18 protein-coding genes are annotated in these 20,754 nt (G+C 70.1%); 7 read left to right on the plus strand and 11 right to left on the minus strand.

Annotated elements, in window-relative coordinates; all coding sequences use genetic code 11:
• Window positions 1-2: 2 nt before the first annotated feature.
• A complete protein-coding gene (gene rarD / locus NQ706_RS05770) occupies window positions 3-1,046 on the plus strand; it encodes an EamA family transporter RarD (protein WP_081873585.1) in 1,044 nt (347 codons plus the stop codon).
• 906 nt (window positions 1,047-1,952) lie between these two features.
• On the opposite strand, the gene NQ706_RS05775 is transcribed toward rarD, so the two are convergent.
• The 6 genes from NQ706_RS05775 to NQ706_RS05800 all read right to left on the minus strand — a co-directional run bounded on the left by NQ706_RS05775 (window position 1,953) and on the right by NQ706_RS05800 (window position 8,257).
• Window positions 1,953-3,254 carry a D-arabinono-1,4-lactone oxidase gene (locus tag NQ706_RS05775; RefSeq protein WP_038567003.1) on the minus strand — a complete coding sequence of 434 codons (1,302 nt, stop codon included), beginning with the start codon at window positions 3,252-3,254 and terminating at the stop codon, window positions 1,953-1,955.
• Window positions 3,247-4,398 (minus strand): alanine racemase, encoded by a 1,152-nt coding sequence (locus NQ706_RS05780; RefSeq protein WP_038567000.1) that lies wholly within the window; start codon window positions 4,396-4,398, stop codon window positions 3,247-3,249. Before NQ706_RS05780 ends, NQ706_RS05775 begins: the two co-directional genes overlap by 8 nt.
• Window positions 4,395-4,991, minus strand: coding sequence for a TetR/AcrR family transcriptional regulator (locus NQ706_RS05785; RefSeq protein ID WP_051805656.1), 597 nt, complete (start codon window positions 4,989-4,991; stop codon window positions 4,395-4,397). The genes NQ706_RS05780 and NQ706_RS05785 overlap by 4 nt, the downstream gene beginning before the upstream one ends.
• A gap of 149 nt (window positions 4,992-5,140) precedes the next feature.
• Window positions 5,141-6,169, minus strand: coding sequence for a polyprenyl synthetase family protein (locus tag NQ706_RS05790; protein ID WP_051805654.1), 1,029 nt, complete (start codon window positions 6,167-6,169; stop codon window positions 5,141-5,143).
• Between the two features lie 22 nt (window positions 6,170-6,191).
• A complete protein-coding gene (locus NQ706_RS05795; protein WP_038566998.1) occupies window positions 6,192-7,514 on the minus strand; it encodes a geranylgeranyl reductase family protein in 1,323 nt (440 codons plus the stop codon).
• Window positions 7,511-8,257 (minus strand): demethylmenaquinone methyltransferase, encoded by a 747-nt coding sequence (locus NQ706_RS05800; protein WP_051805652.1) that lies wholly within the window; start codon window positions 8,255-8,257, stop codon window positions 7,511-7,513. Before NQ706_RS05800 ends, NQ706_RS05795 begins: the two co-directional genes overlap by 4 nt.
• Window positions 8,258-8,395: 138 nt before the next feature.
• Here NQ706_RS05800 and NQ706_RS05805 point away from each other — a divergent pair, with 138 nt between their 5' ends.
• The 3 genes from NQ706_RS05805 to NQ706_RS05815 all read left to right on the plus strand — a co-directional run bounded on the left by NQ706_RS05805 (window position 8,396) and on the right by NQ706_RS05815 (window position 10,815).
• Complete coding sequence (locus tag NQ706_RS05805; protein ID WP_006946244.1) at window positions 8,396-9,682, plus strand: isochorismate synthase MenF; 1,287 nt, start codon at window positions 8,396-8,398, stop codon at window positions 9,680-9,682.
• A gap of 186 nt (window positions 9,683-9,868) precedes the next feature.
• Window positions 9,869-10,330, plus strand: coding sequence for a hypothetical protein (locus NQ706_RS05810; protein ID WP_038566995.1), 462 nt, complete (start codon window positions 9,869-9,871; stop codon window positions 10,328-10,330).
• A gap of 224 nt (window positions 10,331-10,554) precedes the next feature.
• Entirely contained in the window at window positions 10,555-10,815 is a 261-nt protein-coding gene (locus NQ706_RS05815; protein ID WP_038566991.1) for a hypothetical protein, read from the plus strand.
• 310 nt (window positions 10,816-11,125) lie between these two features.
• Here NQ706_RS05815 and NQ706_RS05820 read toward each other — a convergent pair whose 3' ends face one another.
• The 3 genes from NQ706_RS05820 to menD form a co-directional block, all read right to left on the minus strand.
• Entirely contained in the window at window positions 11,126-11,299 is a 174-nt protein-coding gene (locus NQ706_RS05820; protein ID WP_165584157.1) for a hypothetical protein, read from the minus strand.
• Window positions 11,300-11,377: 78 nt separating this feature from the next.
• Window positions 11,378-11,560, minus strand: a complete 183-nt coding sequence (locus NQ706_RS05825) for a hypothetical protein (RefSeq protein ID WP_038566985.1) — start codon at window positions 11,558-11,560, stop codon at window positions 11,378-11,380.
• A 121-nt stretch (window positions 11,561-11,681) separates the two neighbouring features.
• On the minus strand, window positions 11,682-13,529 hold the full coding sequence (gene menD / locus NQ706_RS05830; RefSeq protein WP_235182006.1) for a 2-succinyl-5-enolpyruvyl-6-hydroxy-3-cyclohexene-1-carboxylic-acid synthase: 1,848 nt from the start codon (window positions 13,527-13,529) through the stop codon (window positions 11,682-11,684).
• Between menD and NQ706_RS05835 the strand changes: the two genes are divergently transcribed.
• The 3 genes from NQ706_RS05835 (at window position 13,528) to NQ706_RS05845 (ending at window position 17,617) form a co-directional block, all read left to right on the plus strand.
• The gene (locus NQ706_RS05835) at window positions 13,528-14,607 is read left to right on the plus strand and encodes an aldose 1-epimerase family protein (RefSeq protein WP_081873584.1); all 1,080 of its coding nucleotides are present in this window, start codon (window positions 13,528-13,530) and stop codon (window positions 14,605-14,607) included. The two genes, menD and NQ706_RS05835, sit on opposite strands and share 2 nt — an antisense overlap.
• Window positions 14,608-14,879: 272 nt before the next feature.
• Complete coding sequence (locus NQ706_RS05840) at window positions 14,880-17,141, plus strand: helicase-associated domain-containing protein (protein ID WP_038570341.1); 2,262 nt, start codon at window positions 14,880-14,882, stop codon at window positions 17,139-17,141.
• On the plus strand, window positions 17,138-17,617 hold the full coding sequence (locus NQ706_RS05845) for an 8-oxo-dGTP diphosphatase (protein ID WP_051805645.1): 480 nt from the start codon (window positions 17,138-17,140) through the stop codon (window positions 17,615-17,617). Before NQ706_RS05840 ends, NQ706_RS05845 begins: the two co-directional genes overlap by 4 nt.
• Here NQ706_RS05845 and NQ706_RS05850 read toward each other — a convergent pair.
• Both NQ706_RS05850 and NQ706_RS05855 read right to left on the minus strand, forming a co-directional pair.
• Window positions 17,575-18,492: an EamA family transporter gene (locus tag NQ706_RS05850; protein ID WP_081873791.1), complete on the minus strand. Its 918-nt coding sequence runs from the start codon at window positions 18,490-18,492 to the stop codon at window positions 17,575-17,577. The two genes, NQ706_RS05845 and NQ706_RS05850, sit on opposite strands and share 43 nt — an antisense overlap.
• A 78-nt stretch (window positions 18,493-18,570) precedes the next feature.
• Window positions 18,571-20,556 carry a M13 family metallopeptidase gene (locus tag NQ706_RS05855; RefSeq protein ID WP_038566982.1) on the minus strand — a complete coding sequence of 662 codons (1,986 nt, stop codon included), beginning with the start codon at window positions 20,554-20,556 and terminating at the stop codon, window positions 18,571-18,573.
• Between the last annotated feature and the right edge of the window lie 198 nt (window positions 20,557-20,754).

Raw genomic sequence — 20,754 nt, forward strand, 5'->3', positions numbered from 1 at the left:
GCGTGGCTGACGAGCAGCGCCAAGGCACGATCTACGGCTTCCTCGCCTACCTGGCGTGGGGTCTGTTTCCGCTGTACTTCCATGCCCTCGAACCGGCGGGCGCGTGGGAGATCCTCAGCCATCGCATCCTGTGGACGCTGCTGCTGTGTCTCGTCCTGCTGGCGATCACCCGCAATCTGGGCTTCCTGGGCGGGTTGTTCAGGGACGCGCGCAGGCTCGGCGCCATCACCATCGCGGCGCTGCTCATCGCCGCGAACTGGACGATCTACGTCGTCGCCGTGACGAGCGGCCACGTCACCGAGGCCGCGCTCGGGTACTTCCTCAACCCTCTCGTGACGGTGATGCTCGGCGTCCTCGTGCTCGGTGAGAAGCTGCGGCGTCTGCAGTGGCTCGCCGTCGCGATCGGTGTCGTCGCGTGCGTCTACCTCGCGATCGACTACGGCAGCCCGCCGTGGATCTCCATCTCCCTCGCGTTGTCGTTCGCCGCATACGGCCTCATGAAGAAGCGCATCGGCGGCCACCTCAGCGCCCTCGAGGGGCTGACAGCGGAGACTGTCGTCCTCGCGCCGTTGGCCGCAGCGCTGCTGCTGTTCGTGCTGCCGTCGAAGGATCTGACGTGGAGCGGGCACGGCGTCTCGCACAGCGTTCTGCTCGCCTTCAGCGGCGTCGCGACGGCCATCCCGTTGCTGCTGTTCGCCGCGGCGGCCCGTCGCATCCCGCTGACGACGATCGGGCTGCTGCAGTTCATGACGCCGATCATGCAGTTGCTGTGCGGCGTGCTCGTGCTCGGCGAGCACATGAGTGCCGGACGTTGGGTCGGCTTCGGCCTCGTGTGGCTCGCCCTCGTCGCCCTGACGCTCGACTCGCTGCAGCACGCCACCCGCACCGCCGCGCCCGACGCGTCGCAGCCGCCGGCTGAACACGCAGCGCAGGCCACGTCAACCGCACGACGATGTAGCCAAGACGCTCAAGACGCAGGTGACGCAGCTTCTCGGCCTGCAGGGCGCGCGGGCTGTCGTACTTGCCGAGCCCGTCGAACTCGATGAGGACACGGGTACCTGCCACCCGGAAATCAGCCCGGGCGAAGACGTGGCCCGTCTCGTCGCGGATCGAGTGTTGCGGCTCCAAGGCGATCCAGTAGGTGTGGCACAACCAGCGCAGCCGGCTCTCCCCCGGCGACTCGACCCGGGCGTCCGCGAGATCGACGACGACGCGCGCCATGTTCACCCCCTTGCGACGGTCATGGAGGGCGAGCGCGTCGCACAGCTGTGCATGTGACAGTCCACGGTGCAGCGCGGCGCCCGCCACGATGAGCCCGGCCTCGGCGCCGTGACACGCCGCGACCTCGACGACGGTCTCCGCCACCCGCTGGGTGAACACCCCGCCGACGTCCTCAGGCGGTGGGCCCCACGCGACCCGACAGTCGAGCGCGTCCCGACGCGAACGGATCTCCGCACGGCGCGCCACTTCTACGCGGTGGGGCAGATGCAGTGTCGGCAGCCGATGGATGAGGGCGGCGCTCGTACTGCGGGCGTGGGCCCCTGGCAGTGCCGTGAGCGTGGCGGCAACACGGCGTCGGGCCAATTCGCGGCGCCACGCCGCCGGATTCTCGGACGTCGGCGGCGTCACGACGAGATAGCTGCCGTTGCCGAGCGATTCGAGCCAACCGTCACGCACCCGGCGTCGGACGTGGTCATGCGTGAGCCCATGGGTGGCGAGTTCACTCACGTGCAGATGATGGGGTCCGTGCTGCATTCGCTGCCGCAGCAGCTCGGGGTGGTGGATTCACTCTCGCAATGTCGCCCATCGAGGACATGGCGTGCTGGGCGAACGACGTCGCCGTGTGGGCAACCAACCACGATCGAGCGAAATCGGTGGGATCGAGCACTGCAGCGCTCGATCCCACCGATTTCGCTCGTACTCGGCTCGACTCGGCCCCGTGCGCCCAGACGTCAGGCCCCGAGCACCTGTCCCAGATACGGGTTGGCGAACACCCGCTGCGGGTCGAGACGATCGCGCAGGGCGACGAAGTCGTCGAAGCGCGGGTAGACCGAGCGCAGGTAGTCGGCGTCGTAGTCGTGCATCTTGCCCCAGTGAGGACGCGCGCCGTGTTCGCGGGTGGCGTCCCAGAAGTGCGCGAAATAAGCGCGGTGGTCGGCCTTCACGTATTGGTGGATGGCGATGTAGCAGCTGTCGCGTTCGTAGGCCGTCGACATCCAGCGATCGTCACCGGCGGCCCAGCGCACCTCGACGGGGAACGCGACGGGTTCACCGGTGCGCTCCACCCACCGCTGCATCTCGCGCAGGATCGGCTCGGCGGCCTCGAGCGGCACGGCCATCTCCGATTCGCGAAACCGCACCGTTCGCGGCGAGGCGTACACGGCGTGCGAGCGGTCCGAGAACTCGCGCGCGGACAGCGTCGAGGCGGAGATGCCGTTGAGGCGCGGCACGAGCGACGGCCGTCGCACCGCGAGCTCGTTTAGCCACCCGAAGACGGTGTTCGACAGAAACTGATCCTCGAGTCGTCCCTTCCAACGCGGCAGCGGCTTCACCGCCGCGTCACGGCCCCTGCGGACGTTGCGCTTCGTCATCACCTTGTCGGTGTGCGGAAACCAGTAGAACTCGTAGTGGTCGATCTCGGCGAGCGTCGCGTCGAGGCCGGCGAACTCCGCCGTCATCGTCGACGGGCCCTCCGTCGCGGCCAGCGTGAACGCCGGCACGCACTGCATCTCGACCTCGGTGATCACCCCGAGCGCCCCGAGCGTGACGGCGAGCGCCGGAACGAGGTCGGCGTCCTCCCCGCCGTCGCTCCAGCGCAGAACCTCGCCGGTGCCCGTCACCATCTCGCCGCCGACGACGGCGCCACCGAACCCGGTCCAGCCGAGCCCTGTGCCATGCGTCGACGTCGAGACCGCTCCCGCGATCGTCTGACGGTCGATGTCGCCCATGTTGGGCAGCGCGAGCCCGTGTTCGGCGAGCCGCTCGACGAGGTCGTACAGGTGCGTCCCCGCCTTGATGCGCACCCGGTTCGTCGCCTCGTCGACGACGATGCCGCTCAGCGCATCGAGACGCACCTGGACGTCGACGGGCTCCGCGATCGCCGTGAACGAGTGCCCTGCACCGACCGGTTTGACCCGCCCGCCCGACGCCGCGGCGCGCTGCACGAGCGCAACCACCTCGTCGCGTGATCGCGGCGTGACGACCTCGCGCGGCGTCGCCGTCACGTTGCCGGCCCAGTTGCTCCACTCAGCCAAAGTTCTGCCCTTCTCCCCGATAGGTCGCGACCTCGTCGACGAGGGCGCCGTTCTCGACGACGAGGATCGAGTCGAACCGCTCGCACATCTCCCCCGCCTTGGAGTGGCGGAACCACACGTGGTCACCGATGCTCAACCCGCGCGCGGACGCTCCGTGCAGCGGCGACTGCACCTCCCCCGCGCCCAGCTGGCCGTAGTACTTGAGCCCACGCGGATGCACGGGCACCGGCACCCGCGAGCGTGACGGCGGCCCGGAGCCGATGTAGCCGCCCGAATACGTGACGGCGGTCTGAGGGTCGGGTTTGCGCACGACGGGTGAGACGAACCAGCAGGCCGGTTCGGTGCGCAGCGCGCGGTAGCCGTCGAACAGGCGCGGCGCGAACAGACCGGAGCCGACGGCGATGTCGCCGAGCACGCCGTCACGCCCGCTGATGTGCGCCGATCCCGTGCCGCCTCCGTTGATGATCTCGAGGTCGGAGTACGCCCGCAGCGCGTCGACGACGGCGCGTCGGCGGCCCTCGATCTCGCGCATCGACGCCCACTTCATGAGGCGGTGACCGGGCGTCGAATCGGGCACGCCCGCGATCTGTGCCTCGTAGAACATGCAGCCGACGAGTTCGACGCCTCGCGTCCGCTCGATGCACTGCGCGAGGCTGACGGCGCCCTCGGGCGTACGCACGTCGGAACGGTGCGCGCCGGCGGTGAACGGACCGACCTTGAACGTCATGTCGACGTCGATGGCCACGCGCAGCACGACCCCCGCCTGCGTGGCGACGCGCGCGATCATCGCGACGTGCTCGGGCGAGTCGACCATGAGCGTGACGGTGGCGCGTGCGTCCTCGTCGTCGGCAATGGCGCGCATCGCGACGACGTCGGTGCTCGGGTAGGCGACGAGCACATCACGTAGCCCGTGAGACACGAGCCACCGCGCCTCGGCGACCGAATAGGCGAGCAGACCGCTGACGCCGTCGTGGCGCAGCGCCTCCTCGATGAGCGCGCGCACGCGGATCGACTTCGTCGCGATGCGCAGCCGCACGGGGGCCGCGACGTCGCGTAGCGCCGTCAGGTTGCGCGTGAACGCTGCGCGGTCGAGGACGGCCGTCGGCGCCCCGATCGGCCCCAACGGTGTGTCGAAGACGCTCACGCGGACACTCGGTCGGCGAACAGGCCGGCGAAGGCGTCGAGGACGGCGAGCGCCTTGTCGTCATCACCGTCGGCGAGCCAGGCGAGGGCGACGCCGTCCGTCATGGCGACGACCATGCGCTGGACGACCTCGGTCGGGATGCCGAGGTCGTTCGACCAGCGCGTCTGGAAGGTCTCGACGAAGTCGTGGACGATCGCGTAGTTCGTGGCGAAGATGCGGCGCGCGAGCTCGGGGCCCGAGTCTTCCTGACGCACGAGGTAGGCGACGAGTTCGTAGACGAGTCGTTGCCGGTCCGCCTGCGCACCACTGATCGACCAGCAGTGGCGGAACGCGGCGCGGATGGCGTCGACGGGCGAGACGTCGTCCTGCAACGGCAGTGACGCCGCCCCGATGTCGCGAGTCGCGATCGACTCGACCATGGCTTCGAGCAGCGCCTTCTTGCTGTCGAAGCAGTAGTGGACGGTGCCGAGCGAGACGCCCGCCTCCGTCGCGATACGGCGGACGGTCGTGTTGTCCAGACCGTCCCGCAGGGCGATCGCGACGGCCGCCTGGATGAGTTGCGCGCGTCGCGTTTCGATGTCTAGCCGAGGCATAACTGCGACTCTAACGCCCCCTCAACTGGACATGTGTCTTGCACCACATTCGACACCCAGATGGTCACCTGCTGAACACCCGGCGTTCACGCCTCGGGACGGAACGCGGTGTCAGCACGTGGTCTCAACGCGCCCCGCACCGGCGCCCGTCACGCCGAACGTGTCGCGACGCTCAGCGGAACCTCCTTGAGCGCGTCCTGCACCTCGCCCTCGCCGAGTTCGTCGATGAGAGCGGCGGCTTCGCGCGCTGTCGTCAGCGTGTGCGCGCGGGCCTGCTCCATGGCGGGGTGCGCGCGCAGCAGCTCGAGGGCCTCGGCGTGCTCGGCGTCGTCCGTCAGTGGCCTTGCGAGCAGTGCCTTCAGGCGCGCGTCGGCGGGGTCGCTCGAGGCGTTGACGTAGAACGTCGGCAGCGTCGCGACGCCCTCACGCAGGTCGGTGCCCGGGGTCTTGCCCGAAGTCTCGGCCTCGCTCGCGATGTCGAGGATGTCGTCGCTCAGCTGGAAGACGAGCCCGACGAGCTCGCCGTAGCGGCCCAGCACCTCGACGGTGCGCTCGTCGCAGCCGGAGAACATCGCCCCGTACTGCGCGGCGGCGGCGATGAGGACGCCCGTCTTGTCGGCGAGCACCTTGAGGTAGTACTCCATCGGGTCGGCGCCGTCGGGTGTCTGACGCTCGTCCTCGATCTGGCCGGCGCACAGGCGCACGAACGTCCGGGCCTGCAGGATGACGGCCTCCGGGCCGAGGTGGGCGATGAGTTCGGATGCCTTGCCGAAGAGCAGGTCGCCGATGAGGATGGCCGTCGAGTTGCCGTACACCGCGTTGGCGCTCGGCACACCGCGGCGGATGTCGGCCTCGTCCATGACGTCGTCGTGGTACAGCGAGGCGAGGTGCGTCAGCTCGACGCCGGCCGCCGCGTCGACGACCTCGTCGCTGATGCCGGTGCCGAGCATCGAGGTGAGCAACGTCAGCATCGGGCGGAAACGCTTGCCGCCGGCGTCCACGAGGTGGTGGCTGGCCTCGCGCACGAGCGGGCTGTCGTGGTCGACGACGACGTCGAGGCGTGCGTTGACGCGCTCCAACCCGTCGACGAGGCGGTCGCCCAGCTCCGCCGAGGCGTCCGGGACGATCGCGGACGCGACCGACTGGGCGCTCGAGGTGCGCGCGGATTCAGCACTCATGGTTCAACTCTTCCTGGGCCGTTCACGCGTTGGGCGCGAGGCGGGTCAGCACGGTGTACAGGCGATCGGTGGCGCTCTTGCCGCCCGGGTCGGCGAGGTTCGCCATCACCTTGACGATGATCTTCATCAGGTCCTCGCGCGGCAAACCGTACGTGACGGCGAGCTTCATGATCTGCGGATTCCCGATCATCGTGGCGAAGTGGCGACCGAGCGTGAAGTAGCCGCCGAGGGCCTGCTTCATGACGTCGGGGTAGGTGGCGAGGATGCGTTCGCGGGCGACGTCGCCGCCGTTCTTCGCGGCGCCGAACGCGTCCGCGACGACGCTCGAACCGAGGCGCGCGGCCTCCATCGCGTACGCGATGCCCTCACCGTTGAACGGATTGACCATGCCGCCGGAGTCGCCGACGAGCATGAGGCCGTCGGCGTAGTGCGGGGTGCGGTTGAAGCCCATCGGCAGCGCCGCTCCGCGGATGTCGCCGACCATCGTCGCGTCGCCGAACGTCCACTCGGGCGGCATCGTCGCGACCCAGCGGCGCATGACCTCGCGGTAGTCGGTCTTGCCGAACGCCTTCGAGGTGTTGAGGATGCCGAGGCCGACATTGCTCGTGCCGTCCCCGACGCCGAAGATCCACCCGTAGCCGGGCAGCAGGATCTTCTCGCCGCGCTCGTTCGTCGACGGCAGTTCGAGCCAGCTCTCGAGGTAGTCGTCGTGCGTGCGCGGGCTCGTGTAATAGGCACGGACGGCGACGCCCATCGGCCGGTCCTCGCGCTTCTCGCGGCCGACGGCGAGCGCCAGGCGGCTCGAGTTGCCGTCGCAGGCGACGACGAGCGGGGCACGGTACGTCGCCTTCTCGCCGGTGGCACGCCCGTCCTCGCCGAGCAGCTTCGCCTCGACGCCGGCAACGCGGCCGTTCTCGACGACGGGCGCCGTGACGTTGACGCCCTGCAGCAGCCGGGCGCCCTGGGCGATGGCGTGCTGGGCGAGGATGCCGTCGAAGTCCTGGCGCGTGCGCACGAGACCGTAGGCGGGGAAGGCTCCCTCGTCGGGCCAGTCGACCTGCAGACGCATGCCACGCCCGACGAGGCGCAGCCCCTTGTTGCGGATCCACCCCTCGCTCTCGGGCGTGGGGATGCCGAGCGCGTCGATCTCCTTGACGGCGCGCGGCGTCAACCCGTCACCACACACCTTCTCGCGCGGGAAACGAGTCTTCTCGAGCAGCAGGACGTCGAGGCCGGCCTGCGCGAGGTACGCGGCCATCGTCGACCCACCCGGGCCGGCACCGACGACGATGACGTCGGCGCTCTCGGTGGCTGCCTGGGGGCTGGTGCTGACGGCGTCGCTCACGCCGCGCCGCCCTTCTTCTTCGTCTGCTGGTTCTTCGGCGCATTCTTCGCCGCGGGCTTGACCGCGCGGTGCAGCGCGACGATGCCGCCGGTGAGGTTGCGCCACTCGACGTCGGCCCAGCCTGCCGTCTTGATCTGCTCGGCGAGCTCACGCTGCGCGGGCCAGCTCTGGATCGACTCGGCGAGGTAGACGTAGCTCTCCGGGTTCGAGCTGACGGCGCGCGCGACGGGCGGCAGCGCCTGCATGAGGTACTCGGTGTAGACGCGGCGGAACGGCCCGTTCGTCGGGTGGCTGAACTCGCAGATCAGCAGGCGCCCGCCGGGCTTCGTCACGCGCGCGAACTCGGCGAGCGCGCCCGTGACGTCGACGACGTTGCGCAGGCCGAAGCTCATCGTGACGGCGTCGAACGAGGCATCGGCGAACGGCAGCTTCGTCGCGTCGGCGGCGGTGAATCCGAGGTCGGCGCGGCGCTTCTTGCCCTCGCGCAGCATGCCGAGGCTGAAGTCGGCGGGCACGACGTGGGCGCCCGCGGCGTCGAAGGGCTCCGACGAGGTTCCCGTGCCTGCGGCGATGTCGAGCACGATCTCGCCCGGCTTGGGGTCGAGCGCCGTCAGCACCTGCTTGCGCCAGCGACGGTCCTGGCCGAGGGAGAGCAGGTCGTTCATGATGTCGTAGCGCGCCGCGACGTCGTCGAACATGCGCGCGACATCGCTGGGTCGCTTGTCCAGGCCAGCACGATTCATGGGGCCATTCTCGCATTCGCGCGCGCGTGCCCTCGCGGCCACCTGAATGAGCAGGCGCGCGGGGCGTCATCACGCGTCGCTGACGGCGGCGCCTCGCGCCACCGAGCCGTCTGCGGCACGGGGTTAGGCTGGTGTCTCGTGAGCCTTTCCCCATCGCCCGCCGACGCCGCGCGCACGCCGCACCTGCGGGTGCGCACCCAGGAGCTCGCCGACCCGGGCGATCTCGTCTCGCTCGTTCCGGCGGGCCGCCCGGCCGAGGACGTCATGTCGTGGGTGCGCCGCGGTGAGGGTCTCGTCGCGTGGGGGCGCGCCGCGTCGATCGCGACGAGCGGTGACGAGCGATTCGCCGACGCCGAGTCGTGGTGGGATGCGCTCGTCGCGGCAGCCGACGTCGAGGACGAGGTCGCCCTGCCCGGCAGTGGACTCGTCGCGTTCGGCTCGTTCAGTTTCCGCAACTCCTCCGACGAGGGTTCGGCGCTCGTCGTGCCCGAGATGGTCGTCGGGCGCCGCGGCGGGCGAGCGTGGCTCACGACGATCAACCGCACGAGCGACCGCCTGCCCGACGTCACGCCGGCGCTGGCACCGACGGGCGTCGAGGCCCGTGACGGCGCGCTGACGCCCGCGCAGTGGCGCAGCGCCGTGAGCGACGCCATCGAGATGATCCGCACGGGGCGCATCGGGAAGGTCGTGCTCGCGCGTGACGAGATCCACGTCGCGGACGCCGACATCGACCCACGCTGGCTGCTGACGCGTCTGGCGGCGCGTTACCGCGACACGTGGGCGTTCGCCGTCGACGGTCTCGTCGGCGCGACGCCGGAGCTGCTCGTGCGCTCGGAGAAGGGGCTCGTCACCTCACGCGTCCTCGCCGGGACGATCCGTCGCGCCGGGGCCGGCGCCTCCAGCGAGGAGCAGGATCTGGCGCTCGCCGCGAGCCTCGCGCGCAGTTCGAAGGACCTCGAGGAGCACGAGTATGCCGTCCGCTCCGTCGAGGCGGCGCTGCGGCCGCACTGTTCGTCGATGAACGTGCCCGACGCGCCGTTCGTCCTCAATCTGCCGAACGTGCTGCACCTCGCCACGGACGTCTCCGGCGCGCTCGCCGGGGGTGCGTCGTCGCTGACGCTCGCGGCGTCGCTGCACCCGTCGGCTGCGGTGTGCGGGACGCCGACGAACGAGGCGGCGCTCGTCATCGACGAGCTCGAACACATGGACCGCGGACGCTACGCCGGGCCCGTCGGCTGGATCGACGCCGCCGGCGACGGCGAGTGGGGCATCGCGCTGCGCAGCGGCCAGATCGACATCGAGAACCCCTGCCGCATCAGGCTGTTCGCCGGGTGCGGCATCGTCGCCGGGTCCGATCCGGTGAGCGAGGTCGCCGAATCCGTCGCCAAGCTCTCACCCATGCGCGAGGCGTTGCGCGACGACTGACGCGCGAGGAGGGCAGGTTTGGCGACGTCGCTCCGGTTCTTGTGCGCGTTCGGAGCTGCGATCGCGCCATGCCGACTTTCAGCCCTCACGGTGCGAGTTGAGCGCCACAACCCTGCCATGCGGTACTTCAGCTCCGCGCGGGACGGCTGGTTCCACGCTCGGCGGCCGGGCGGTAGCGTCGATCAGATGAAGCGTCTTCTCGTCATCAGCCACGCACCGACCCTGGCCACGGTGTCCCTGCGCGATGCAGTGATCGCGGGGGCGAGCGACCCGGAGTTCTTCGACGGACTCGTCGAGGTCGTCGCGATCGAAGCGCTGGAGGCGACCGACCCGCGGGCCTACCTCGACGCCGATGCGTACTTGTTCGGCACACCGGTCAACTTCGGCTACCTCTCTGGCGCACTCAAGCACAGTTTTGACTCGACGTACGACGCGCTGCAGGGGCACGTCCGCAGGCGCCCGTTCAGCTACTGGGTGCACGGACGCAGCGACGCGACGGGCGCGCGCCGCGCTCTCGACGCCATCACGACGGGCCTCGAACTGCGCCTCGTCGCCGAGCCCTTCGAACGTCTCGGCGACGTGGGTGATGACGACCTCGCCGCTGCCCGCGAGTTCGGAGCCACCGTCGCGGCACACCTGTTGGACTGAGCATCCATCTCGCCGTCTCCGCTGGGCTGGTGAACTCACATGGGCTGGTGAACTCACACGCGTGACCATGCCCGCGCGGCGCCGGGCCACTCGATCGTGACGCGCGACAACCGGCCACCCGCCATCACGCAGCCCCCGATCGCCCCGGAAGTACCCTCGGTCGGCGGCGCAACACATAGGCTGAGGTCGCGCTCATCGTGTAGTGACGCGGAGCGGTCACACCGATGCCAGCGTTCCGCCCCCGGCGGGGCGAACCGAACCCCGCGCTCACCTGGACGGCCATCGTCGTCGCACTGGGTGTGGCCCTGGCCTTCGTCGCGGCCTTCGGCGGGCCCAAGAACGTGCGCCGCACCACTGGAGGCAACATCGCCTTCGCGATCGGGGCCTGCGGCGCGTTCGAACCGAAGGCCTTCCCGAGCGGTGTCATCGCCAACACGGATCAGCACACGGCCCTGATCATGACGATCACACCGAACGCTGGATAGTCGCATGTCGATGTGCGCGATTTCGCCGTCATCGACGCGGGGCCTGCCGACGGCCCCCTTGATCTCGAGACGGCAATCAGCATAGGGGTCGCGTCGCTTCCTACCGTCGCGCACCCACACGAGATCTTGCCCGGGCATCAGGCGATCAGCGAGGTCCGCCTGACCTCGCATGGCCGCCCGTCCACTCGGCCGGATACGACATCACAGTGGCGAACGGCCCCGCCACGCACGTGGTGCATGACGAGGCCGACATGACCTTCACCGGGGCCGGATCGGCTCCCGCGTGATGGCGTGATTCAGACGATGCGGTTCAGACGGCGTGGTCCGTCGGCGTTCCCGGGTCGTTGCTGACGATGGTGCGCGTGGGGTCACCTTCGTCGATCGAACCAGCCTTGTCGGTTGCGTTCTGAGCCGTCTCTCCGGTCCTATCGGACGCGCCGCTCAGGCGCGCCTTGAGCTGCTCGATGAAGTCGGACAGTGCCATGTTCGTCATCTCCTCGTGTCGTCGTCTCGCGCATCATGCCCGGGCGCCCGCAACCTCGCGGGCGGCCGGGCAGCGCGATCAGTTCTCCTGCAGTTTGTCACCGTCGAGGCCGGAGTGCGGAACGTTGTCCTCGTCCACCGTGTCGGCCTCGCCGCCGGCGTCGGGGGTGTCGATGTTGGAGGCGTCCTGCTCGCTCAGACGCTCACCGTCGTTGTCGCCGTCCTCGGGCATCTCGAACACTGCGTCGGTCGCAACCGTCATGTCGTCTCTCCTTCATCGTGTGGTGCGCCACCATGTGGGCTGCGGCGCCCGGGCGGGCGTCGCCTGCTGCCACTCTTGCCGAGATGACGCGGGCGCGCACCATACCTGAGGGTGGGGCGCGTCATCGACGTTCGTAGCGCGCGTCCATCTCACCGGCGTCGGCGACGGCGTCGATGGCGGCCGCGAAAAGGTCGTGGCGCGCCTGACGCTCGAGGTGACGCTCGATGCGCACCTCGATGACGTTCAGCCCGGGCGCCGGGTCGCTGACGCGCTCGATGAGTTCGTCACGCGACCCGACGAGCGAATACCCGACACCGCGGGCCTCGCACACGAGCGCGAGGTCGGCGTTCGTCGGCGTGCCGAAGACGCGCTCGAAGTGCTCGGCGAGTTCGCTGCGTCCCTGCTCGAGCGTGCCGAAGATGCCGCCGCCGTCGTCGTTGATGACGACGATCGTCAGGTCGGGGCGCGGCTCGCCGGGGCCGATGAGCAGGCCGTTGCTGTCGTGCAGGAACGTCAGGTCGCCCATGAGTGCGAAACTCGGGCCGTCGTGCGACAGCGCGATGCCGACGGCGGTCGAGACCACCCCGTCGATGCCCGACAACCCGCGGTTCGCGACGGAGCAGACCTGACGCGCGATGCGCTGCGGGTTGCGACCGAGATCGAGGTCGCGCGCCGTGTTCGACGACCCGATGAGCAGCGCCGACCCGGCCGGCACGTGCTGCACGAGCGTCGACGTCGCGGCCAGGCCGGACGGCCACGACCGCGCGACGAGCGGCCCGATGCGCTGCGCGAGACGCTGCCCTGCGATGCGCCAACTGCTCGACCACCGACGGTCCGCGCACGCCGCGACGAGTTCGTGCGAGCGCGCGATGGCGGCCCACTCGTGCACGCGCTGCACGACGTGCGACGGGTCGGCCCACGACGTCGAGGCCGTGATGACCTCGACGGTCACCTCGGGGTGACGCAGCAGCTTCGCGACGTCGCGCGAGAGCGTCATGCGTCCGGCGACGAGAACACGCTCGGGCAGGTGCTCGTCGAGCCAGTCGTGGGCGGCGAGGATGAGCGAACCGTGCGGCATGGCGCGCCCGCGGTGGTAATCGCCGAACGGCTCGGCGATGACGGGCCAGCCCGCCGCGTCGGCGAGTTCGGCGACCTCGGCGGCCAGCTTCGGATCGGGCAGATCACCGAGCAGGACGAGCGTACGCGGCACCGGTGCGATGCCCGGGCCGGGCGCGACGGTGACCGTCGATGCCGGAGCACGCAACTGCATCCAGGGGCGCCCGCGATCCCGCCCCTCGAGGCTTTCGGGCCACACGGGTGTCGTCGCTGAGGGGGCGTCATCAGCCCGGCCGTCCTCATCGGACGTCGCGCTCGTATCCCTCGCCACGATCGCCCCCGCGCCCGCAACGGCTCCGGCCATCGCGAGGTCGGCGACGTCGGGCGTCAGCGGCTCGCGGAACGGCAGGTTGAGGTGAACCGGCCCGACGTCGCCCGTCGGAACGCCCGTCGCGTGGGCGAACGCGCGACCGACGACCGAGCGCCACACCGTGTTCTGCCCAGCGCGCTCGCTCGGCGTCGCGAACTCGTGAAACCACCGCGTCGCGGAGCCGAAGATCTTGACTTGGTCGGTCGTCTGGTTGGCGCCCGTGTCGCGCAGTTCTGCGGGGCGGTCGGCGCTCATGATGATGAGCGGCACCTGCGCGTGATGCGCTTCGAGGACAGCCGGGTGAAGGTTCGCGACGGCCGTGCCGCTCGTCGTGATGACGGGCACCGGGTTGCGCGAGATCTTCGCGAGACCGAGGGCGAGGAACCCAGCCGAACGTTCGTCGACGCGCACGTGCAGACGCAGCCGTCCAGCCTTGTCGGCCGCGGCCACCGCGTACGCGAGCGGCGCCGAACGCGAACCGGGCGAGAGCACCACGTCCTTGACGCCGAGCCGCACGAGTTCGTCGATGATCACGCTTGCCATGGCAGTCGAAGGATTCACGCTCACCATCTTGGCGCATGGCGCCGACAACCCCAACGACGCGCCCGTTCCCTACGCTGTGGGCGTGACGAACGACGAGCAGCCCACCCTTCCCAGCGGCACGCAATGGCACATCCGGGCGTCCGGGTACGAGGCGACGATCGTCGAGGTCGGCGGCGGGTTGCGGGCGCTGCGCCACGACGGCGAGGACATCGTCCATGGATACGCCGAGGACACCATGGCCGACGCGGCCCGCGGGCACGTCCTCGCGCCGTGGCCGAACCGCATCGCCGGCGGGCGCTACGCGTTCGACGGCGACACGTACCTGCTGCCGCTGACCGAACCGGAGCACGCCAACGCCGCCCACGGGCTGGTGCGCTGGCAACCGTGGCAGCTCGTGGAGCACGCGACGCATCGCGTCACCGTCGGCGTCACGCTGCACCCGCAGCCGGGATGGGCGTGGACGGTGCGATTCGAGATGACGTACGTGCTCGGCCCCGATGGCCTGGCGATCACGCCGCGCGCCACGAACCTCTCCGACACGCCATGCCCGTTCGGGTTCGGCATGCACCCCTATCTGACGGCAGGTGAGAGCTCACTCGACGACGTGACGCTGACTGCCCCTCAAGACGAAGCACTTACCGTCGACGAGCGGCTCATCCCGGTGGGGCGTGAACCAGCCTCGATCGACTTCACCGAAAGCGCATCATTGCGCGGCGTCACCCTCGATACGTGCTTCACCGGTATCGGAGCCCGCCCGGGCAGCGGAATGCCCTCGCGGCCTGCTGACGCGGCGCCACGGGCTGACGGAGCCGCGTCGTCGAGCAACGACGCCGCACGCTGGGAGGTCAGCGTCAGCACGTCGTCGCGGGTGACGACGCTGTGGGCCGATGCGCGCGAGTTCGGCTACGTGCAGCTGTTCACGGGCGACGGGTTGCCGGAGCCGAAGAACCGACGCTCGGGCTTGGCCGTGGAGCCGATGACGTGCCCCGCCAATGCGTTCAACACGGGCGAGGGCCTCATGGTGCTGCACCCCGGCCGAACATGGACAGCCTCCTTCGGCATCTCCTCACGCCACTGATCCTCACGACCCCGACCCTCACAATGCTGGCCCCACCCGTCCCCATCCGAGATCCACATCGGCGATTCCTGTCCACCTTCGCGATCCACGTCCACATCCGCGATTGCTGTCCGCATGTGCGAATTTCGCTCATATTCAGCAGGCCGTCATACCGCGCACTCGAGCCCCCGCCCACCCAGCCGACGTCCATGGTGCGCTCTGCCGTCTCGCCACAGACGTCTTCACCGGACGTCGAGGTGCCCCCGGCCGCGCCGCCGACTACCGTGGTGCGGGTGCCCAGAGCCGCGCGCAGTTTTGCCGATGATCTGAGGGCCCGCAGCGACGACGAGCTCGCGGCCCTCCTGCTCGCGCGCCCCGACCTCACGCGACCGGCGCCGGCGGACATCACTTCCCTCGCGGCTCGCGCCTCGACGCGCGCCAGCGTCCAGCGTGCGCTCGAACATCTCGACGGCGGCGCGCTGCGCCTCGTCGAAGCCCTCCTCGTCGTCGGTGCTGACGGCGCCGCGGCCGCGCTCGGCGCGTCGAAGAAGGCCGTCGAACAGGGGATCCGGGAGCTCTGGGCGAAGGCGCTCGTCTGGCGCGCTTCCGGCGGCTGGCGAACGGCTCGCGCGGTCGGTGAGATCCTCACGCACCCAGCAGGATTGGGACGTTCGACCGCCGAGCTGGTGACGCATCCGAGCACCCTCGCGCTCTCGCCCACGACCACCCCCGACGAGGTCGCCGACGCCGAAGCACGTCTCACCGATCGCGCGCGCGCCGTCATCGAGCAACTGCGCTGGGGCAGCGCCCGCGCCTCGTTCACGACGCCCGCCCTGCGCGCCGTCCGTGACGAACTCGTCCGCGCCGGGCTCATGGTCGCCCTCGACGGTGACGACGCCGTCATCCCGCGCGAGGTGGGCCTCGCCCTGCGCGGCGGCCGGCTGTCGCGCGAACCGTGGGCGCCGCCACAACCTGAGCCACGTCACGTCGACCAGGCCGACGCCGACACGGCTGCCGCCGGGGAGGTGCTCGATCTGCTGTGGCGACTCGACGACGTCGCCGCCGCCTGGGATGAGGAGGCGCCGCGTGTCCTGCGCACCGGTGGTCTGTCCGTCCGCGATCACCGTCGTCTTGCCGCGAGGCTCGATGCGTCGAGCGAACTGACCGCCTTCGTCCTCGAGATCGGCCACGCCGCAGGCCTGTTCGCCTCCGACGGAGAGATCGACGCGACGTGGCGACCGACCGATCTGTACGACGAATGGACGACCTGGAGCCCGGCGCGACGCTGGACGGCCCTCGCTCTGGCGTGGCGTGACACCGTCCGCGCCCCCGGCCTCGCGGGTCAGAGCGTCGACGGGACGCTCGTCAACGTCCTCGGCAAGGACGCCGCGTGGCCGCTCATGCGGGCCCGCCGCCGGGACGTGCTCGACGTCCTCGCCGCCCTCCCGGCGGGCAGCGCCCCCACGATCGACGACGTCGAAGCGCTGCTGCGTTGGCGCCGACCGCTCCGCCTGCCTGCCGGGGCGCCCACCCACGCTGATGTCGTCCTGCGCGAAGCGGCATGGCTCGGCGTCCTCGGCCGGGGCGCGTTCACCAGCGCCGGGCGTGCGCTGCCCGCGGCCGACCCGTCGTCCGCCGCGGATGTCGAGGCCGTGACGACCGCCATGTCGACCGCGCTCCCGGAGCCGGTCGATCAGGTCATGCTCCAGGGCGACCTCACCGCCATCGCGCCCGGCCCGCTGGCGGAAGAGGCCGCCACGTTCATGCGTCGCGCCGCCGACGTCGAATCCCGCGGTGGTGCAACGGTTTTCCGCTTCAGCGACGCGAGTCTGCGTCGGCTGCTCGACCACGGGGTCTCCTCGGCGGAGGCGCTCGAGTTGCTGCGTCGCCACAGCATGACGCCGATCCCGCAGGCTCTCGAATACCTGCTCGGCGACGTCGCGCGCCGCCACGGCCACGTGCGCGTCGGCTCGGTCAGTTCGTACGTGCGCAGCGATGACGAGGCCGCCCTCGACGCGCTCGTCGCCGACACGGGCCTCGCGTCGCTGCAGCTGCGCCGCATCGCACCCACCGTCTGCGTCTCCCCGATGCCTGCGGCGACGCTGCTCGACGTCCTGCGCGAGCATCGTCACGCGCCTGTCGCCGAGACCTCCGACGGCGGGGTCGTCGTGCGCGCCGCCACCGTCGAGCGCGCCCCGACGCCGTCGCGCCGCACCACCCCCGTCCAGGTGCACACGCTCGACGCCGGTGAGGCTGAGCAGCTGGCCGGCCGTCTACGGGCCGCCGAGAAGGACGCCGTCCGTCCGAGCGAGCACGACGCGCACACGCGCATTCCGTCCTGTGATCCGACGGTGACGTTGGCGCTGCTGCAGGACGCGGCCGCCGAGAGCGTTCCCGTGTGGATCGGCTACGTGGAGGCCGGCGGCGACATCAAGCGCGGCTTGTTCCGCCCCGCGAGCGTGACGGGCGGGCGCGTCACGGGCCAGCTGGGCGACACCTCGCCAGTGACGCGGACGTTCTCGATCCACCGCATCACGGGCGTGGCGTCGGCGTGACGTCCGCGACGCCCCTCGAGACCTGCCTCGTCCTTGTCACCCGTACGAGCGACGGGGCGGACGAGGTGCTGCTCGGGAGAAAGCTGCGCGGCTTCGGTCGTAGCCGCGTCGTCGCCCCCGGCGGCAAGATCGACGCCGGTGAGAGCGCGCAGGAGGCGGCCACCCGCGAGCTCGAGGAGGAGACGGGCCTGCGCGCGCAGACGCTCGTGCCAGCCGGCGTCCTCGACTTTCGCTTTTCCCAGGACGCCCTGACCCAAGACATGCGGGCGCATGTGTTCATTGCGTCCGATGCCCTCGGCGCGGTGCAGGATTCAGACGAGATCGCCGGCCGGTGGGTGCGTCAGGACGAGATTCCGTACGTCGAGATGTGGCCAGACGCGCGCCACTGGATGCCCCGCGCGCTCGCGGGCACCCTGCGGCGCGCCCTGTTCGTCTACGGCGCGGACGGCGTCACGCTCGAGCGCTTCGAGCTCTGACGACGGGCGCCCAGCCGCGTCAGCGCGCGCGGGCCGAGCACGATGACGGCCACGCCGACGAGCAGGAGCGCGCCGCCGACGAACGCGGCAGCGTTGGGGCGTTCGCCGAGGAAGACCCAGCCGGCGAGGAAGCCGACGACGGGGACGAGCAGCGTGAACGGGGCGACGTTCGATGCCGGATAGATGCCCATGAGCCCGTTCCAGATCGTGTAGCCAACGAGGCTCGCAAGGATGACGGTGTACGCCGTCGACGCGATCGCCGCGCCGCCGAAGTGCGTGAGCGCGTCACCGACAGCGCCCGGTCCTTCGATGAGCAGCGACAACACCAGCATCGGTAGCGGGACGAACAGGCTGCCCCACACCGTCAACCCCAGGCCTGACGCTCCCGCGCAGCGTCGCGAGGCGACGTTACCGGCACCCCAGCTCAGCGCTCCCGCGAGACACAGCAGGACGCCGACGAGCGGTGTCGCCCCCGAGCGTCCGAGGGCCACGACGACGAGCCCACCCACGGCGATGCCCATGCCCATGAGTTGGATGGGTCGCGGCCGCTCCCCCAGGACGGCCGCGGCGATGACGACGGTGAACAGCGCCTGAGCCTGCAGGATCAGCGAGGCCAGCCCGGAGGCCAGACCCGCCGCCATCGCCGAGTACAGAAACCCGAACTGCCCGGCCGACATGAGCAGCCCGACGAGTGCGAGGTCGCGCCACGCGACCTGCGGGCGCGGCACGAACGCCATGATCGGCAGGATGCACGCGAACCGGATCGCCACGAACAGCAGCGGCGGCATGCCGGCCAGCCCCTCGTGGATGACGACGAAGTTGAGCCCCCAGATGAGAACGACGAGCAGCGCGAGCGCGATGTGGCGTGGGGTCATGAGCCCCATCCCACCGCACCGCGCCCGCGGCCGGAAGAACGATCCGTCTGATGGCCGTTCAGGGCCTCGGAAGGTACCTCAGAAGATGCGCACGCGCTCGTCTTCGTCGACCCACATGCCGTCGCCGGCCTTGACGTCGAACGCCTCGACGAACTCGGTGAGGTTGCGGGCGGCGTTGGCGCGCACGTCCATCGGCGAGTGCGGGTCGGTGGCGAGCAGACGCTTCGCCTCGGCCTCGCGAGCGGTGCCGCTCCACACCTGGGCCCAGCCGAGGAAGAAGCGCTGCGCGCCCGTGAAACCGTCGAGCTCAGGCGCCGGAGCGTCCTCGCAGGCGATCGTGTACGCCTTGTACCCGATCGTCAGCCCGCCGAGGTCGCCGATGTTCTCGCCGACCGTCAGGCCACCGTTCACCTTGAGGCCGGGAGCGTCGCGCGTCTCGAGCTCGGAGAACTGCGCGATGAGCTTGGCCGACAGGGCGTCGAAGCGCTCGCGATCGCCCTCGGTCCACCAGTCGACGAGTTCACCGTCTCCGTTGAAGCGCGAGCCCTGGTCGTCGAAGCCGTGGCCGAGTTCGTGTCCGATGACGGCGCCGATGCCGCCGTAGTTCACGGCATCGTCGGCGTCGACGTCGAAGAACGGCGGCTGCAGGATGGCGGCCGGGAAGACGATCTCGTTCATCATCGGGTGGTAGTAGGCGTTGACCGTCTGCGGGCTCATGAGCCACTCGTTGCGGTCGATGGGCTGCCCGATCTTGGCCAGCTGGTAGTCGGTCTCGAATGACGCGGAACGCTTGATGTTGCCGACGAGGTCGTCGGCGACGATCTGCAGGTCGGAGTAGTCGCGCCACTCGTCGGGGTAGCCGATCTTCGGCGTGAACGCGTCGAGCTTCTCGAGCGCCTTGACCTGCGTCTCGGGGCTCATCCACGTCGATTCGCGGAAACTGCGACGGAACGCCTCGACGAGGTTGCCGACGAGTTCCTGCATCCGCCCCTTCGCCTCCGGCGGGAAGTGACGCTCGACGTACAGCTTGCCGGCCTCTTCGCCGAGGACGCCCTCGACGAGGCCGACGCCGCGCTTCCAGCGCTCACGCAGCTGCGGCGTGCCCGACAGGGTGCGGCCGGCGAAGTCGAAGCGCTCCTCGACCACGGCGTCGCCGAGGTAGTTCGCGAACGAGGTGACGAGGTGCCACGTCATCCACGCCTTCCAATCCTCGAGCGGACGGGTGGCGAACAGTTCGGCGAGCCCCTCGAGGTAGCTCGGTTCACCGACGACGACGTTCGCGAACGCACCGTCCGGCACGACCTGGCCCTCCATCCACGCGTCGAGGTCGAACGCGCCGAGCACGTCGCGCAGCTCGTCGAGCGTGTAGCGGTTGTAGGTCTTGATCGCGTCGCGCGTCGAGACGTTGTCCCAGTGGTGCTTCGCGAGGTCGACCTCGAGGGCGTAAGCGCGGTCGGCGACGGCCTCCGGCGTGGAGACACCCGCGAGTTCGAGCAGCCGCACCATGTGCTCCTGGTAGGCGGCGCGGATCTCGGCGTACTGCGCCTCGCGGTAGTAGGCCTCGTCGGGCAGCCCGAGGCCGCTCTGGCCGATGTAGACGATGTACTCGTCGCTGTTCTTCGCGTCGGCGCTGACGTAGAAACCGAACAGACCGCCCATGCCGTAGCGCTCGAGGTGGCCGAGGAGCATGAGCAGATCGTGCTCGCTCGTCAGCCCGTCGATGGCGGCGAGATCCTCCGCGATCGGCGAGACGCCGAGACGGTTGATGCGCTCGGTGTCCATGAACGAGCGGTACAGGTCGCCGACCTTCTGCGTGGCCGGGCCGAAGCCCTCGGCCGGGTTGCCGTTCTCGGCGTCCTCCGCCTTTTGCGCTGCCTCCTCGATGATGACGCGCATCGCCGCCTCGCTCTTCTCACGAAGGCGGTCGAACGCGCCGTAGCGCGACTTGTCGTCGGGGATGGGGTGCTCGCGAACCCACGTGTTGTTGACGTAGGCGAACAGGTCGTCCTGGGGGCGGACGGACGCGTCGAACGTGTCGACGTCGAGGCCGGACTTGCGGGTCATGCGAACACCTCAGATTTCGTGGAGGTCGAGGACTTCTCAGCTGATGTCCATCCAAACACCTCGCACCGACAACCGTCATCCGCAGCTCGCCGCGCGACGTCGGCCAGGAAGGCGCCCCCGAAGCAGGCGCGCTGATGTTGTGTTAAGAACGCGCGCCATTTCGCGCGTTCTTGACACAACATAGGCCGTCGCAACGCT

Origin of the sequence: Dermacoccus sp. BD5 (assembly GCF_044878485.1) — a bacterium.
Classification (GTDB): Bacteria; Actinomycetota; Actinomycetes; order Actinomycetales; family Dermatophilaceae; genus Dermacoccus; species Dermacoccus nishinomiyaensis.

Bases quoted from the DNA above. Each gene is read 5' to 3' on its own strand.
- NQ706_RS05835 (WP_081873584.1), top strand. From the start codon at position 13,528: ATGGCAGTCGAAGGATTCACGCTCACCATCTTGGCGCATGGCGCCGAC.
- NQ706_RS05815 (WP_038566991.1), top strand. From the start codon at position 10,555: ATGCCAGCGTTCCGCCCCCGGCGGGGCGAACCGAACCCCGCGCTCACC.
- menD (WP_235182006.1), bottom strand. From the start codon at position 13,529: ATGGCAAGCGTGATCATCGACGAACTCGTGCGGCTCGGCGTCAAGGAC.
- NQ706_RS05785 (WP_051805656.1), bottom strand. From the start codon at position 4,991: ATGCCTCGGCTAGACATCGAAACGCGACGCGCGCAACTCATCCAGGCG.
- NQ706_RS05800 (WP_051805652.1), bottom strand. From the start codon at position 8,257: ATGAATCGTGCTGGCCTGGACAAGCGACCCAGCGATGTCGCGCGCATG.
- NQ706_RS05825 (WP_038566985.1), bottom strand. From the start codon at position 11,560: ATGACGGTTGCGACCGACGCAGTGTTCGAGATGCCCGAGGACGGCGAC.
- NQ706_RS05790 (WP_051805654.1), bottom strand. From the start codon at position 6,169: ATGAGTGCTGAATCCGCGCGCACCTCGAGCGCCCAGTCGGTCGCGTCC.
- NQ706_RS05810 (WP_038566995.1), top strand. From the start codon at position 9,869: ATGAAGCGTCTTCTCGTCATCAGCCACGCACCGACCCTGGCCACGGTG.
- NQ706_RS05820 (WP_165584157.1), bottom strand. From the start codon at position 11,299: ATGGCACTGTCCGACTTCATCGAGCAGCTCAAGGCGCGCCTGAGCGGC.
- NQ706_RS05850 (WP_081873791.1), bottom strand. From the start codon at position 18,492: ATGACCCCACGCCACATCGCGCTCGCGCTGCTCGTCGTTCTCATCTGG.
- NQ706_RS05855 (WP_038566982.1), bottom strand. From the start codon at position 20,556: ATGACCCGCAAGTCCGGCCTCGACGTCGACACGTTCGACGCGTCCGTC.